Annotated in this window: 14 protein-coding genes; 9 read left to right on the forward strand and 5 right to left on the reverse strand. The window is 58.4% G+C overall.

Annotated elements, in window-relative coordinates; genetic code table 11:
- Nucleotides 1–95: 95 nt before the first annotated feature.
- A complete protein-coding gene (locus tag AC1RN6_RS13120) occupies nt 96–2,570 on the forward strand; it encodes a TonB-dependent siderophore receptor (RefSeq protein WP_493005855.1) in 2,475 nt (824 codons plus the stop codon).
- A gap of 7 nt (nt 2,571–2,577) precedes the next feature.
- Here the strand turns inward: AC1RN6_RS13120 and AC1RN6_RS13125 are convergent, their stop codons facing one another.
- Both AC1RN6_RS13125 and AC1RN6_RS13130 read right to left on the reverse strand, forming a co-directional pair.
- Nucleotides 2,578–2,997, reverse strand: coding sequence for an NUDIX hydrolase (locus tag AC1RN6_RS13125; protein ID WP_493005856.1), 420 nt, complete (start codon nt 2,995–2,997; stop codon nt 2,578–2,580).
- 50 nt (nt 2,998–3,047) lie between these two features.
- Nucleotides 3,048–5,123: an ATP-dependent helicase gene (locus AC1RN6_RS13130; protein ID WP_493005857.1), complete on the reverse strand. Its 2,076-nt coding sequence runs from the start codon at nt 5,121–5,123 to the stop codon at nt 3,048–3,050.
- A 382-nt stretch (nt 5,124–5,505) separates the two neighbouring features.
- On the opposite strand from AC1RN6_RS13130, the gene AC1RN6_RS13135 reads away from it, so the two are divergent.
- Together AC1RN6_RS13135 and AC1RN6_RS13140 are read left to right on the forward strand one after the other, a co-directional pair.
- Nucleotides 5,506–5,787 carry a hypothetical protein gene (locus tag AC1RN6_RS13135; protein ID WP_493005859.1) on the forward strand — a complete coding sequence of 94 codons (282 nt, stop codon included), beginning with the start codon at nt 5,506–5,508 and terminating at the stop codon, nt 5,785–5,787.
- A gap of 551 nt (nt 5,788–6,338) precedes the next feature.
- Nucleotides 6,339–7,898: a diguanylate cyclase domain-containing protein gene (locus tag AC1RN6_RS13140; RefSeq protein WP_493005861.1), complete on the forward strand. Its 1,560-nt coding sequence runs from the start codon at nt 6,339–6,341 to the stop codon at nt 7,896–7,898.
- Here the strand turns inward: AC1RN6_RS13140 and AC1RN6_RS13145 are convergent.
- Nucleotides 7,883–8,770 carry a LysR family transcriptional regulator gene (locus AC1RN6_RS13145; RefSeq protein WP_493005862.1) on the reverse strand — a complete coding sequence of 296 codons (888 nt, stop codon included), beginning with the start codon at nt 8,768–8,770 and terminating at the stop codon, nt 7,883–7,885. The two genes, AC1RN6_RS13140 and AC1RN6_RS13145, sit on opposite strands and share 16 nt — an antisense overlap.
- A gap of 142 nt (nt 8,771–8,912) precedes the next feature.
- On the opposite strand from AC1RN6_RS13145, the gene AC1RN6_RS13150 reads away from it, so the two are divergent.
- From AC1RN6_RS13150 to AC1RN6_RS13165, 4 genes are all read left to right on the forward strand, one after another.
- Nucleotides 8,913–9,419, forward strand: coding sequence for a GlcG/HbpS family heme-binding protein (locus AC1RN6_RS13150; protein ID WP_493005863.1), 507 nt, complete (start codon nt 8,913–8,915; stop codon nt 9,417–9,419).
- A gap of 18 nt (nt 9,420–9,437) precedes the next feature.
- Nucleotides 9,438–11,033, forward strand: coding sequence for an MFS transporter (locus AC1RN6_RS13155; RefSeq protein ID WP_493005864.1), 1,596 nt, complete (start codon nt 9,438–9,440; stop codon nt 11,031–11,033).
- 16 nt (nt 11,034–11,049) lie between these two features.
- Nucleotides 11,050–11,265, forward strand: a complete 216-nt coding sequence (locus AC1RN6_RS13160) for a DUF2970 domain-containing protein (protein ID WP_493005866.1) — start codon at nt 11,050–11,052, stop codon at nt 11,263–11,265.
- A 96-nt stretch (nt 11,266–11,361) separates the two neighbouring features.
- Complete coding sequence (locus tag AC1RN6_RS13165) at nt 11,362–11,574, forward strand: hypothetical protein (RefSeq protein WP_493005867.1); 213 nt, start codon at nt 11,362–11,364, stop codon at nt 11,572–11,574.
- 36 nt (nt 11,575–11,610) lie between these two features.
- Here the strand turns inward: AC1RN6_RS13165 and AC1RN6_RS13170 are convergent, their stop codons facing one another.
- Both AC1RN6_RS13170 and AC1RN6_RS13175 read right to left on the reverse strand, forming a co-directional pair.
- Nucleotides 11,611–12,297, reverse strand: coding sequence for a GntR family transcriptional regulator (locus AC1RN6_RS13170; RefSeq protein WP_493005868.1), 687 nt, complete (start codon nt 12,295–12,297; stop codon nt 11,611–11,613).
- A gap of 95 nt (nt 12,298–12,392) precedes the next feature.
- Complete coding sequence (locus tag AC1RN6_RS13175) at nt 12,393–13,673, reverse strand: C4-dicarboxylate transporter DctA (RefSeq protein ID WP_493005870.1); 1,281 nt, start codon at nt 13,671–13,673, stop codon at nt 12,393–12,395.
- Nucleotides 13,674–13,909: 236 nt separating this feature from the next.
- Between AC1RN6_RS13175 and AC1RN6_RS13180 the strand changes: the two genes are divergently transcribed.
- Both AC1RN6_RS13180 and AC1RN6_RS13185 read left to right on the forward strand, forming a co-directional pair.
- The gene (locus tag AC1RN6_RS13180) at nt 13,910–15,163 is read left to right on the forward strand and encodes an allantoate amidohydrolase (RefSeq protein ID WP_493005871.1); all 1,254 of its coding nucleotides are present in this window, start codon (nt 13,910–13,912) and stop codon (nt 15,161–15,163) included.
- Between the two features lie 42 nt (nt 15,164–15,205).
- The coding region (locus AC1RN6_RS13185) for an aromatic amino acid lyase (RefSeq protein WP_493005872.1) at nt 15,206–15,618 on the forward strand (413 nt) is incomplete at its 3' end.

Consider the following 15,618-nt stretch of genomic DNA (forward strand, 5'->3'; position numbering starts at 1 on the left):
TTCATTTTATTTTCACTTGGGGTGATACTTTTTTTGATCTCGGCTGGCAAGGGAAGTGAAACAACCAACTTGACCATCGAAAGGATCATCACCCCATGTCTTCCCAAGCCTCAGGCGCACGGCCGCGTTTTCGCCGGACTGTTCTCTCCACCGTCCTGCTCGCAGCATTGGCCAGTACGGCCGCATGGAGTGTGCCGGCACTTGCCGCAGGCAATCTGGATTCCGCTGCGCACAAGACCTACAGCATTCCTGCAGGACCATTGGGCAAGACGCTGTCGACATTTGCACTGGACGCTGGAATCGCGCTGTCCTTCGAGCCTTCGCTGACAGAGGGGCTGACCAGCCCGGGCGTATCGGGAAATCTGGCGCCGCGTGAGGCCGTGGTCCGGTTGCTGGCCGGCAGCGGATTGGAAATCATTGTGCGCTCCGATGGCACCTATACGCTAAGAAAACAGGCTGCGCGCGCCGAGGCGAAAGAGGGCGAGCTGCCCGTCGTGACCGTTGCCGGCGAAACAATCAGCACGACAACCGAAGGCACCGGCTCGTACACGACGCGTGCGACCGGGGCGTCAACCCGGATGGACCTGTCGCTGCGAGAAACGCCGCAATCCGTGACCGTGATTGGACGCAAGCAAATTGAAGATCAGAACCTGATGACGCTGGTGGACGTTTTGCGCCAGACACCGGGCATCGTCGCTGACCGGTTGGATGAGCGCGTGACGTTTTCCTCGCGCGGCTTTGCGCTCAATACGATGCTCGACGGTGTGCCGACGCTGGCATTCAATACGGTGGCCGGCGAATCGAGCATGATCAATACCGCTTTTTATGACCGTATTGAAGTGGTGCGGGGCGCAGCGGGGTTATTGAACGGCTCAGGCGCACCGGGCGGGTCGATCAATCTGGTGCGCAAACGTCCGGCCAGCGAGTTTTCGGGGCATGTCACGGCGGGCATCGGTTCGTGGAACCGCTACATCACCGAAGCCGATCTCGGCGGCAGTCTCAATACCGCAGGCACCTTGCGCGGCCGTGTGGTGGCCTCGCATGCAGACGGCAACAGCTTTGTCGACAGCAAGAAGCAGAGCGACGACGTGTTCTACGGCATTGTCGAAGCCGATCTGGCGCGCGACACTAAACTGTCGGCGGGATATGAATACGAACGCACTGCCATCAAAGGCGCTAATTTCGGGCAGAGTCCCTTATTCTACGCCAACGGCAGCGCGACCAATTTGCCGCGTTCATTCAACTCCAGCGCACCGTGGAGTACCTGGAACATGACCACCGAGCGCTTGTTCGTCAATCTCGATCAGCGCTTCGACAGTGGGTGGAAGCTGAAGGTGGATGCGGCTTACGCCAAGAACCGCCGCGACCGGTATAGCGCTGACCTTTGGCTCTATCCCGCCAACATCAGCGCCACTGCCAATACGGGGGTGGTACAGGTGGCGAACAATCCCGCTGAAAGCACCAACAAGTCGCTGGACGTGTATGCCACCGGCCCGTTCTCGCTGTTCGGCCGCACGCATGAAGCAGTGGTCGGTTTCAACATCAATCAATACAACTATTACTATGGCAACGAAGGAGCCGTGGTCAACGCTTTCGACCGGCGTGCGGTCAATATCTTCAACCTCGGTGCGGTGGCTCAGCCGAACTTCACCTATCCGCTCAACAAGTTCGGCGGTGATGCCGAGGAAAAGGCGCTCTATGGCGCGCTACGTTTCAAGCCGTTGGATTCGCTGTCGCTGCTGATGGGCGGACGTTTTTCCTGGTATGACAACAAGTCCTATCAACGAGTGTGGACTAACGGCACCAACGGCGCCCTGGTGAACGTCAAGCCGGTGACGGAAAGCGCGGTCTTCACACCCTATGCGGGCATCGTCTACGATCTCAGCAAGGAATATTCCGTCTACGCGAGCTACACCAATATCTTCCAGCCGAACACCGTACGCGATTCGAGCAACCAGATTATCTCGCCGAAACGCGGCATCAATACCGAACTCGGCATCAAGGGCGAGCATTTCGACGGCAAGCTCAACACCAGCTTTGCTGTGTTCCAGACGCAGGAAGACAATGCCACCGAAATCGATACTGGTGCGGCGTTGCTATCGGATGGTACGGTCCCGTATCGCTCCGTGAGCGGTGCCCGCAGCAAGGGATTTGAAGCGACCATTTCAGGGGAAGTCGCAGAGGGCCTGCAACTGATGGCGGGCTATACCTACTCGGCAAAGTTCAGCAACAAGAACGTGTTGATGAACACGACCTATCCGCAGCGCATGTTCCGTCTGGCGACCAGCTACCGCTTCCCGGGTGCACTGAGCAAACTGACCGTGGGCGGCAATCTGAGCTATCAGAGCAGCATTTACTACGATGAAACCTACAGTCTCAAACGTGCAACGCAAGGCGGCATGACCTTGATCGGTCTGATGGCGCGCTACGACTTCACCAGGCAATTCAACATGTCGCTCAATATTGAAAACCTGACGGACAAGTATTACTACACCGGTCTGGGCGGCTATAACGGCTACACCTACGGCAATCCGCGTAATGCGTGGCTGAAAGCGACTTACAGCTTCTGATCGATATTCACGGGCGCGAGAGGGGGAAAACGCTCGTGCCCGCTGCGGTGGAAGATTCGCATGCGGTCAGAATCGATTTCCGATAACCTTCGGGCAAATTTGCTGGCAACGCGTGCCGCGGGAAAACCGCGATGCGTTTGTGTTCATGGCTCACCGATGGTGTAAAGGGACCGGTCAGCGCGCAATAGTAGGTCGCGATGAAAACATGTTTCGACGGAATCACTTCAAACAGATAGGTATCCAGTAGTGCGCCGACCACGACTTCAAGGTCGAGTTCTTCGCGAATTTCGCGTGCAAGGCATTCAGTGGAGGATTCTCCAATTTCGATGCGGCCACCGGGGAGTTCCCACTCTTCACGTTCATTGAGGAGCAGCACGACGTCACCGCCGGGAGTATGTAAAACGCCTTTGATGGATACCGGGTACATGGTGTGTTCCTGAGTGATGTTGCTGTCGGTACGGTTGTAAGGTCTACCTACTATTTCCACATGCCGCGCATGCGTGCCGCCACGTCCACGCGCATCTGCTTTGCGTCAGGACGGCCGCTCGGCCCGACCGCTACAACCGGCCACGCGCTGCTTGAAAAATGCGGCAGTATGCCTGGCGGTATGAAGCGTGTGCGTGACGCATAGACATGGCGGTCGCCTTGCGCATGCTGACCGCCGGTGAAAAACTTTTGCGGCACCATCAGGTGCAGGTCATCCTTGGCGCGCGTCATGGCGACATACAGGAGACGGCGTTCCTCTTCGATTTCATCGGTGCTGCCGGTGGCCAGATCAGCGGGGATGCAGCCGTCGACTACGTTGAGCACATAGACTGATTTCCATTCCTGTCCCTTGGAGGAGTGAATGGTCGACAGGATCAGATAGTCTTCATCGAGCAAGGGAATGCCCGATTGATCGCTGGTGGCATCCGGCGGATCCAGCGTCAGTTCGGTGAGAAAACGTTCGCGCGACGGGTAGCCTGAGGCGATCTGTTCCAATTGCAGCAAATCAGCCTGACGCGTGGTGGCGTCTTCGTGTTTGCGTTCCAGATGCGGCGCATACCAGCTGCGCGCATGGGCGATTTCACCGGGCCAGCCGGTTTTACCTTGCGCCATGAATTGCAGCACTTCGACGAAAGCGCTCCAGTCGTCGCCTGCACGTGGCGGCGCGGGCAGGGTGGACAAGGCGGCAATCGGATCGGCATGCGCCGACATGGCATCGAGCACCTTTTGCGCGGAGCCGGGCCCCACGCCCGGCAGCAATTGCATCAGACGGAAACCCGCCACGCGATCGCGCGGATTCTGCACGAAGCGCAGCATGGCCAGCATGTCCTTGACGTGTGCGCTGTCGAGGAATTTGAGTCCGCCGAATTTGACGAAGGGAATGTTTCGACGCACCAGCTCGATCTCCAGCGGGCCGCTGTGGTCGGAGGCGCGGAACAGGACAGCTTGTTCTTTGAGCGTGCTGCCGGCTTCGCGATTTTCCAGAATGCGCTCAACGATGTAGCGTGCCTGGTCGGCTTCGTCGCGCACGGATACCAGATGCGGCTTGTCGTCGGAGGTGCGCTCGGTCCAGAGATTTTTGGTGAAGCGTTCGAGCGCCTTGTCGATGACGCTATTGGCGGCGGCAAGGATCGGTTGCGTCGAACGATAGTTGCGGTCAAGCGTGACGATGTCGGCCGGCGGGTCGAAGGCGCGTGGAAAGTCGAGGATGTTGCGTACGGTCGCCGCACGGAAAGAGTAGATCGCCTGCGCGTCATCGCCGACCACGGTTAGGCCGCGGCCGTCCGGCTTCAGCGCCAGCAGGATGGAAGATTGCAGACGGTTGGTGTCCTGATACTCATCCACCAGCACGTGGTCGAAGCGGGCGCCGATGTCATCGGCCAGCACGCGGTCTTCGATGGTCTGCGCCCAGTACAGCAGCAGGTCGTCGTAATCGAGCACGTTGTGCGCCTGCTTGGCTTCGACGTAGGCGCCGAAAAGCGTGCGCAATTGCGTTTCCCATTCGGCGCACCAGGGAAAGACCTTGTGCAGGATGCTGTCGAGCGGCGCTTCCGAATTGACGACGCGGGAATAAATGGCGAGACAGGTCGCTTTCAACGGGAAACGTTTTTCCGTTTTGGACAGGCCCAGTTCATGGCGCACCAGGTTCATCAGATCGGCGGAGTCTTCTCTGTCATGGATGGAGAAACTCGGATCGAGGCCGATCTGGTCGGCGTATTCTCGCAAGAGCTGCGCACCGATGCCATGGAAGGTGCCGGCCCACGACAGCGCATCGGCCATGATGCGGCCATTGGCGCCCATTGCTTCGCCGCAAATGCGCTGCACGCGGCGCGTCATCTCGGCGGCGGCACGGCGTGAAAATGTCATGAGCAGAATGCGACGTGGATCGGCGCCGTTGACGATCAGGTGGGCGACACGGTGCGCGAGCGTATTGGTTTTGCCGGAACCTGCGCCGGCGATTACCAGCAGAGGGCGGGCCGGCGCCACATCGCGCTGGCCGGGAGTGATGCCGAACTCCACTGCCTGGCGTTGTTCGGCATTGAGTTTTTCCAGATAATCGATGTTCATTGTTTGCTCGCTGCTGTGAGTTACCGAGTCTGATGCGCCGAGCGCGGGCTCTATTTTACTGTGGTTTTATACAGTTTCGGCATCGGTTACATATTTCCCGGGAAAGCTGCGTCGGCCGGCCGTGAGCAAATAGATGGGTAGTGATGAAAGACCGTCAATGGATTCTGCCGAACTGCTGTCTATACTGAGACGATTGCCCGTGAAAATAATGTTGCAGCGGTCGCAATGCCGCATCTGGTGCGGTGCAGCGGGCGATGGCAACATACCCGGCACTGCTGAAAATGGGTTGATTTCTGCTGCAAAAAAGACGATTCGGCGCTTGTGTCGGACGTGAGTCGCCGAGTAGAATTTCCTTCCGACAACTCCATATAGAGGTGTGGCTATGAACAAGACTCTCGCGTTGCTCGACTGTTTGGCCCAACTCAAGGAGGCGCAGAATTGCGCAGATGCCTTGCTTTCCGATATCGTCGCTGACGCCGTCCGCGCGAACAAAGGCAAGGGCGACGTCCCCAAGCCGGCGACGCTGAAAGCGTTTCGCAACGCACTGAAATCCGCCAACACGCATTGCTATCAGGCGGAGCTGATCCTCGCCGAGTTTGATGCCTTGCAGACGGTCATGCCGATCGGCAAACAGCAACTTCCTTCCGTTACCTACAGCATCTGATTTCGCATCATCTGGTCCGCGTCGCCCGAACGGCGGCAGCGGACCAGATGCTCGGACAATCAATCCGGTTTGCCTTCTGGCAACGCACCAAAACACGCGGCCCCGTCAGCGATGCATGACGAACTTTGTGCAGCTCATGACCACTATGTCGCATATACCGCGCATGTTGCTTGCGCGTCTGCGTTTTTCCTGCCGTCATTTCTCGTTTCCTCGCGCTGTCGGTGACGATCAGTGGAATCCTCTTTGTTGTCGACCTGAAACGAGAAGAGGCCAGCCGCAGCCGTGAGGAAGAATGAAAAGGGCGGGTGGCCGGGAAGGGAATCATCGTGTGTGGAAATTTCTGCCGGCAATCGCGGAACATTGTTGCCGCAAGGCACTCTTAAAAACATCATGTGGTCCATTTGAGCGACAGACCACGCATGACTTTGTGTCTACAATGGACCCGGCAGATATATTGCTTATGCATAGGCATCGGTCCGCGGCATGTCCACACATGTTCCTCGATGTTCATACCCTGTTGCCAGGGAGTTAAATTGCGATCCGGATTTTCATTGAAAGCAAAATGGCCCCGCGCCCTGATCCAGGATGGATGGGGCTTGTCCGTCTGCTTTGTGATGCTGTCGTCGCTGGTGCTGGTGGTGATCTGGAGCATCACGATGATGCATGTGTCCAGTGAAAAAAAGCTGGCCATGGAAAGTGCCGCCGGGGAAAGCAAAAACATGGCTGCGATCATGGCCTCCAATCTCAACGACAGATTGGATCGCGCAATGTTGTACGGAACCGTCGCCAACAAAATTCTGGACGGCGATAACGCTGCCGCCGATTACCTGAATCTGCTCTTCAACGGCGATACCGCCTATGTCCGCTCGGCCGTCTTCGACGCCGATATGAAATTGCGTTATTCATCAGGCGGTTCGCCCACCGAGAGCGGTTTTGCGGATCTGATCCGGCAAACGCATTTTCCTGCTGCTGCGAACGTTGACGGCGCCGCTCCGCAAGTCGGCGCCATCGTGCTGGGAAAAGCCGACGGTTATGCCTGGCGGATTCCTTTGCTGGTACCTTTGAACAGTCCCAGGAATAGCGTGCACGGATTCTTTGTGGCGGTGCTGGATCTTGGCCGCTTCCTCACCGATTATCAGCAGATCGGAGACGGTTACCGAGTCTCGGTGGATAGCGCATCAGGCGCACCCTTGGTGGTGCTCAGCGATGGCAAGCTAACCGGCAGCAGCACGGCAGGCATCGTCAACAAGTTCAGCGGCAGCGAAAATACCCACAGCTCGCCCGGCGTCAGCAATTATCAAAAAGTCGCCGGCTATCCGCTGACCATCACGGTTAGTCTCGATCCGGATTTCATTGTCGCCGACCTGACGCAATCGCATTACGAATACGTGCGCTATGCGATTGTCATCTCGATCGCTGTTGTATCGCTGACGCTGATCCTGATCGGCATTTCTTATCATCGCAAAAGACTGTATCAGCGTCTGGAGCGCTCTGAGCGCGAAAAAATCTGCCTCATCGAACAGCTGGAAAAAGAAAAGACCCGCGCCTATCAGCTGGCCTCGCATGACTATCTGACCGGCATTCCCAACCGCATGCTGTTCAACGAACTTGCTGCAGCTGAGTTGTCGCGTGCCAAGCGCAGTCCCAATCTGTATGCCTTGTTTTTTATCGATCTGGATGGATTCAAACCGATCAACGACACGCTTGGCCATGCTGTCGGCGATCTCTTGCTGCAATCGGTGGCGCAGCGGCTGTGCGCCAGCCTGCGTGAATATGATCTGGTGGCGCGATTGGGCGGGGATGAGTTCGTCGTTCTGCTTTCCGACATCAAATACCAGAGCCAGATTGCCGATATCGCCGACAAGCTGGTCAAGACTGTCGGTGCGCCTTTCCTCAATATCGCCGGGCATGAGGTATGCACCAGCCTGAGCATCGGCATTGCGCTTTTCCCCGACGACGGCCATACCGTCGACGAGCTTCTCTCCAAAGCCGACACAGCGATGTACGTTGCCAAGAAAGCAGGCAAGGGCGCCTATCGCTTCCATGACTCAGGCATGCGCAGCGGACACGTCAGCCGTCTGCCGGCCGGCACGCGCTATTTGTCTGCCTGATCAGCCATTCGCGATTTCAATTGTTTGAGAAACGCACGCACCACGGGCGACTTTTCGTGGCGGCGTGACGCCAGGGCAATCGCGCCGGGAATGCTTTTACCTTCAATCTGCCTGTACACGACGCCCGGCATGTGCACGCGCTGCATCACGGATACCGGCACGATTGCAACGCCTTGTCCCAGCGATACCAGCGTGATGACCGCTACCAGGCCGCCAGGATTGGCGATGGTACGCGGCACGAAGCGGCCGCGCCGTCCCACTTCCATCGTCCCCGACGCCTGTTCCGGCAGGATGAATTGTTCGCTCGCAAGGTCAGTGGCGGGCAAGATTTCTTTCTGTGCCAAAGGCGAGTCTTCCGGCAGCGCGGCGACAAAATCGTCATAGAGCAGTGTCAGAAATGTGACGTCCGGCGGGCAGGGCACCGGCGGCCGGATAAACGCCAGGTCCATGCGGCCATCGCTGACCATGATCGGGAGACTATCCATCGGCGCCTCGATCAGATTCAGCTTGACCAGCGGATAGGCGCTGCGAAAGCGCGCTACCTCGGTTTGCAGCAAACCTGAATAGGCCGCCGAGGCTATGTAGCCGATTTCGATGCGTCCGATTTCTCCCCGGCCTGCGCGCCGCGCGGCTTCTTCCGCCAGCGCAGCCTGATGCAGCGTGCGCAACACTTCTTCGCGAAATACTTCCCCGGCCGACGTCAGGTGCACCGAACGCTTGGTGCGCTGAAACAGGCGCACATCGAGCAGGCGTTCGATTTCCTGGATTTGCTTGGTCAAGGCCGGCGGTGAAATACCGAGTTGCTCCGCCGCACGGGCGAAATGCAAGGTCTCGGCGACGGCCGCAAAACAGCGGAAGTGACGCAGTTCCATGAGGATTCCAATAATTAACTACAAAGAAATTAAATTGCAGTTTGTATGTAATAAAGATAATTATAGGCAGGATTAGAATGGCTCGCATCTCTTCTCGATTTCTTCTCATTCTCTTCTTCTCTTCTTGTTACGAGGAACTATCATGCGTTTGAACTGGGCTGTTACTGCAATCTCTCTGTGCCTGCTGGGCGCGGTGTCGACAACACTCAGCGGCAATGCTGCCGCTCAGCAAAAAGAAGGCGTTGTGGTCAGCAAACGGGTACTGTCGCTCGACATGGCCAAGGCCATCATCGCCGCCGCGCTGGAAGAAGCGCGCAAGAACGGCTGGCCTGGTGCGATTGCCGTGGTGGATGACGGCGGCTGGCTGATTCTCGCCGAACGCATGGATAACGCAGCGACGACGCTTGGCGCAGGCGTGGCGACGGAGAAAGCGCGTACTGCCGCCTTGTTCAAACGTCCTTCCGCCGATCTGGAAAACGCCGTCAATAACGGTCGCCCGGCAGCCATTACAGCCGGCCTGGTCATGATGGAAGGCGGCTTGCCGATTGTGCTGGATGGCCAGGTGGTGGGCGCCATCGGCGTCAGCGCCGACACCAAGGTGCATGACAGCCAGATCGCCCGCGCCGGTCTGACAGCATTGAAGCCGTAAGCATTGTCAGTCACTGATATGAGCACGCATCTTCCCATTCCCGGTCAGGCCGGACTTGCTGCCGACGACATCGCACGTACAGAAGAGGCGCGTCGCAAAGGGCGCAACATTCTGCTGATCTGTTCCAGCGTATGCGCCCTGATCGTACTCGATACCAATATCGTCGCGGTGTCCTTGCCGTCGGTGGCAAGATCTTTGCATGCAGACTTCAGCGATATCGAATGGGTTGTCAGCGCTTACATGCTGGCATTTGCATCGCTGTTGTTGCCGGCCGGCAGTCTGGCTGACCGATTCGGCCGCAAGCGCATGATGCTGCTCGGGATCGGTTTGTTCAGCCTTGCTTCTCTGGGATGCGGGTTGGCCTGGTCGGTGGAAGCCCTGCAACTGTCGCGCGCGCTCAAGGGTGTTGGTGCGGCAATGTTGCTGACATCCGCATTGGCCGTTATCGGCCACGTCTTTCACACCGAAAAAGACCGCACGCACGCCTGGGCGGTGTGGGGCGCGTGCATGGGCGTGTCGATGACGGTGGCGCCTTTGCTGGGTGGCGTGATCACGCAACTGCTCGGCTGGCGCTGGATCTTCCTGTTGAATCTCCCGGTGTGTCTGTGCCTGGGCACGCTGGTGTATCGCGCGGTGAGCGAATCGGGCGATGCAGGCGCCGCACGCCTCGATCTCTGGGGCAGCGCGTTATTGAGCGGCGGTTTGTCTTTCCTGATCTGGGGGCTGATCAACGCCAACGCTTCCGGTTGGACCAGCCGCGCTACCATGCTGCGTGTTGCGGGCGGCCTGTTGCTGCTGGCCTTGTTCGTTCCGGTGGAGTTGATGCAGAAGCGGCCGATGATCGATCTGCGCCTGTTCCGGCATTCGCCGTTCGTCGGCGCAGTGTTGGCGATGTTTGGCTATGCCGCCGCCGCCCAGGTGATGATGACGTTTCTTCCCTTGTACCTGCAAAACGCGTTCTCGTATTCGGCCATCACAGCCGGATTGGCGATGTTGCCGTTTGCACTGGCGATGATGATTTTCCCGCGCGTCGGCGTTGTGCTGGCGCAGCGGATGTCCTTGCATGGACTGATGGGACTGGGCATGGCGCTGGTCTGTGCGGGCAACCTGCTGGTGGCGATTGCGGCGTACCAGGGCGTCTACTGGATGGTGCTGGCCGGCATGATCGTGACCGGCAGCGGCGCAGGGCTGCTCAATGGCAACACGCAAAAAGCCATCATGCTTTGCGTACCGCGCGAGCGCACGGGCATGGCGTCGGGCATCAGCACCACGACACGCTTTTCGGCGATTGTATTGGCGATTGCCTGTCTCGGCTGCGTGCTGACGGTGCGTACCGGCAGCTATCTGAAGGACGCGTTGATCGGCGCCGGTCTGCCGCTGCCGGCACAGATCAACGAGGTAGTAGAGCGCATCGTCGCCGGCGATGGCGCAGCGGCCTTGCCAGCATTGCACCACAGCGCACAGGCGTTGCAACTGGCGCAGACAGGTTTTGCGCATGCCTTCTCGGTGTTGATGCTGGCGGCTGCGGCCATCGCCGCCGTATCAGGCGTTTTGCTGTTTCGCCTGATGGGCAATGGCAGCAAGGCCGCACCCGTTGATGCCGTGACCGTCTGACCAGGGAGAAACCAGCATGAAGCCGACACAGTCCAACACCATACAAAAGCGCTCCTTCCTGGCCACATTGGCGGCGGTGTTCTGGTCGTTCGTCGGCTTGCGCCGGCGTGCCGACTATGAAAAGGACGCGACTTCTCTCAATCCTTTTTACGTGATTGGGGCAGGCCTGATTGCGGTTGCTATCTTTATTGCCGTGCTGATGATTGTGGTGCGTCTGGTCGTCGGCGGCTGAGCGTCCGGCAAGAACATCTCCGTGCTGACGTCAGGCATGGATGTTGCGTGCTCAGAAGCTGATGATGTCCGTTGTCTTCTTGACAGGAGTATTGCGATGGCTACCAAAAACCTGCAGCAGTTTTTGCGGACCTACGGAAGATATCGTCAGGACGGCGCGCATCACCAGCAGCGCGCAGGCGCCTTTATTCTCGCGGTCTTGCTGTTGTTCTCGTTCTCCGAGCATCGGGCGGAGCTGGATGCCGCTATGGCGCGGCTACTGGCGGACCTTGGTACGAATTGCTCCTGGTGCTCGATTACGCCTTACTGATCTGATGCATGTATCGCATCGGCATCGGCATCAGCGTTACAGCAGCAACTCTTTCGCCAGATTCTTCCTGGGATCGCTTTGCGTGTCGAACTTCAACGCTTGCTCCACATGGTGCAGGTGATGCAGCATCAGCTCGACCGCTTCGTCGGCCTTGCCTGCCTTGGCGGCAGCGATGAAGGCGGAATGTTCTTCCGTCGAACAGATCGCGTCGCGCGTGGATTGATACAGCATGGTGATCAATGAGCTGCGGCCGGCCAGCTTGACGAGGATGTCGGTCAGCACTTCATTACCGACGATATTGGCCAGCAGGATGTGAAAGTCGCTAAGCAGCGTCGAGCGGACCTGAGGATTGTTCTCTTCGATGGCGCGGCGTTCTTCACGCAGGTGCTCTTCCAGTCGCGCATAATCGTCAGCAGTCGCGCGTGCAACGAATTCCCTGACCATGGCGGCTTCGAGCGTGCGGCGCACGAAGAAGATGTTGCGCGTCTCTTCCACGGTCGGCTTGCTGACGAAAGCCCCTTTGTCCGGAATCAGGTCGATCAGCTTGTCCTTGGCCAGCATGACCAGCGCCGCGCGGATTTTGGTACGGCTGACCTGGTAGACGCGTGCCAGTGCTTCTTCGCGGAGTTTTGCTCCGGGCGGAAGACGCTGTTCAGCGATGGCGATGGTGATGTCGCGCGCAATCGCTTCTGAACTGTCGGAGGGAAGTGCTGCTTCGGTCATAGGATGGATAGGCTTTGGTATATAAGGCGGTTTTTAGCAGACACCGAATTGTAACCCTGTATTTTGCGCTATCCATCCAGAACTTGCGTCAGTTCTTACTCGAAGGTCGCTGCGGGAATTTCACCATTCAGCACGGCGCGGGCGCGAGTCTTGTCGATATCCTTTTCCCAGGTGGCGACCACCACCGTAGCGACGCAGTTGCCCAGCAGATTGCCCAGTGCGCGGGCGATGCCGACGAACCAGTCGATTGACAGCACCAGCACCAGGCCGACTACGGGAATCGCCGGAATCGTCGTCAGCGTCGCCGCCAGAATCACAATGGCGGAACCCGGCACGCCGTGTGCTCCCTTGGAAGTAATCAGCGCAATCGCCAGAATCATCAGCAAATCACCCATGGCCAGATGCGTGTTGGTGGCTTGCGCGATGAAGACTGCCGCCATCGTGAGGTAGATGGAAAACGCATCGAGGTTGAATGAGTAACCGGTCGGAATCACCAGGCCGACGGTCGATTTCTTGATGCCCATGTGTTCGAGCTTCTTCATGATCTGCGGCAGCACGCTGTCGGACGAAGCGGTCGCCAGCACCACGATCAGCTCCTCACGCAGATATGCCATCAGCTTGAAGATGCTCAGGCCGGATGTGCGCAGGATCGCACCTAATACCACCACCACGAAGAAAATCACCGCGCCGTAGAACAGCAGCACCAGCATGCCCAATTGCTTGAGCGAGCCGATGCCGTAGCGGCCGACGGTGAAGGCGATCGCGCCGAACACGCCCAGCGGCGCCAGGCGGATGATGAAAGCCATGCACTTGAAGAAGGCTTCCGACAGCGAAGAAATCAGCGCTACCGTCGGCTTGCCTTTTTCGCCGATCAGCAGCAGGGCGCAGCCGAAGATGACCGAGATCAGCAAGACCTGCAGCACGTCGCCGGAGGTGAATGCGCTCACGACAGTGCCGGGAATCAGCTTCATGATGAAGTCGGCAAAACTGGTGCCCTTTACCTTGCTGGCCGTTTCGACGTAGCTGGACAGGCCGCTGGCATCAAGATTGGTCGGGTCGATGTTCATCCCCGCGCCTGGCTGGAACACAAAAGCCAGTATCAGACCGAGGACGAGCGCAATCGTCGTCACGATTTCAAAGTAGATGATGGCTTTGACGCCGACGCTGCCGACCTTCTTCAGATCGCTGGCGCCGCAAATGCCTTGCACCACCACACAAAACACGATCACCGGAATGATCATCTTGATCAGCTTGATGAAGCCGTCGCCGAGCGGTTTAAGGCTTTGAGCAAAGTCCGGATAAAACAGCCCGACGACGATGCCGGCAATGAGGGCGACAACGACTTGCCCGAATAAAGATTTCAAAAATCGATTCACCTTGGTCTCCTGATGTTGTTCTGGATGGGCGCGGCATAGGCATGTCGCGTCCTCTGTGCAGATTCTTATTTCAGCTTTTTAGGTTGTTGCGGCCGCTCCTCCGACCGTTGTTCCATTGGCAACTGCAGCGTCATTTCAACAAATTTTTTTGACGTGCTGGAACAAGCTCACTATATTGCATACAATTTGTGAATACAATAAAAATATGCAATCCTGACGAGACCAAGGAGGCAGCCGTGAAAAATGTTCCAGAGCAATACCAGCATTGCGGGCAAGAGATCATGCAGCGCGCCGATGCGCTTGCCGTCCACACAGAAGCCGACGGCATGCTGACGCGTACCTACCTGACGGCTATGCATCATGCCGCCGCACACCAACTCAGCGAGTGGATGACAGCGGCGGGCATGCAGGTCCGGCGCGACAACGCGGGCAACGTGATCGGCCGTTACGAAGCCGCTCCCGGCCATGCCGATGCGGCAGCGCTGGTCACCGGCTCGCACTTCGATACGGTGCGCAATGGCGGCAAGTACGACGGCAATCTGGGCGTCCTGTTGCCGGTGTCGTGCATTGCCGAATGGCATCGCGCAGGAAAACGCTTTCCCTTTCCCATTGACGTGATCGGTTTTGCGGAAGAGGAGGGTGTGCGTTTCAAAGCCACTTTACTTGGCAGCCGGGCCGTCGCCGGGACTTTCGACAAGACCGTGCTGAATAACCTCGATGAGCAAGGCAACAGCATGCGCGACGTCATGCGGGCTGCCGGTTTCAACCCGGATCAGCTGGATGCGTCGGCATGGCCGGCTGCAGCGGTCGCTGCCTTCGTCGAGGTGCATATTGAACAAGGGCCCTTGCTGCTCAACGAAGCGCTGCCGGTCGGCGTGGTGACGGCAATTTCCGGCGCGACGCGCTTTATGGGCGAGCTGCAGGGATTGGCCGGGCATGCCGGGACGGTGCCGATGCACATGCGCCGCGATGCCGCGATGACGGCGGCGGAAATCGGTTTGTACATCGAGCAGCGTTGCAGCGGCAGACCCGGTCTGGTCGGCACCATGGGCATCATGGAGGTGCCGAACGGCGCGGCTAATGTGGTGCCGGGCAGCGCACGGTTTTCCATCGACATTCGCGCCGAGCAGGACCAGATCCGGCTGGACGCCGTGGAAGATGTAGTTGCGGAAATCGATCGCATCTGCGCACGCCGCAATGTCGGCGTCACGTTGCGTAAAACCCACGAGGCCGGCAGCGTTCCCTGTGCTGCTCATCTGCAAAAGCAACTGGCGAGCGCCATCGAGGCGTGCGGCTTGCCGCTGCGCCATTTGCCCTCCGGCGCCGGACATGACGCCATGGCCATCGCAGCCATTGCCGACGTCGCCATGCTGTTTGTCCGTTGCGGGAACGGCGGCATCAGCCATCACCCGGACGAAATCATGACCGAAGCGGACGCTGCGATTGCCGCGCAGGTGTTCAGCCGCTTCGTTGAAAACTTCGCGGCCTGACGACGAGCCCGCCGCTTCACTATCCCATTGCAAAGGAATCCCATGACCACCATCACCATCGACGGTTTCAACCTCAACGCGGAGCAAGTCGTCAGCGTCGCGCGCGCGACCAATGGCGTGTTTGCCAAAGTCGCCCTGGCAGAATCCTCCCGCGCCGCACTGAAGCAAAGCCGCGACTTCATCGAATCGACCTGGATGCACGATGAAGCACCCATGATGTACAGCTTCAACACCGGCGTCGGCTTGCTCAAAGACACCCGCATCAAGGTCGAACACATCGAACTGTTCCAGACCCAGCTGATCAAGGCCCACAGCGCCGGCATCGGCGAGCCGTTCTCGGAAGAAGTCAGCCGCGCCACCATGCTGCTGCGCGCCAATGCCTTCGCCAGCAACTACTCGGCGCCGCGCGTGGAAGTGGTCGATCGCCTGCTGGCCTTCATCAACGCCGGCATCCA

It is taken from the genome of Herbaspirillum sp. GW822-FHT03A08 (genome assembly GCF_058801885.1).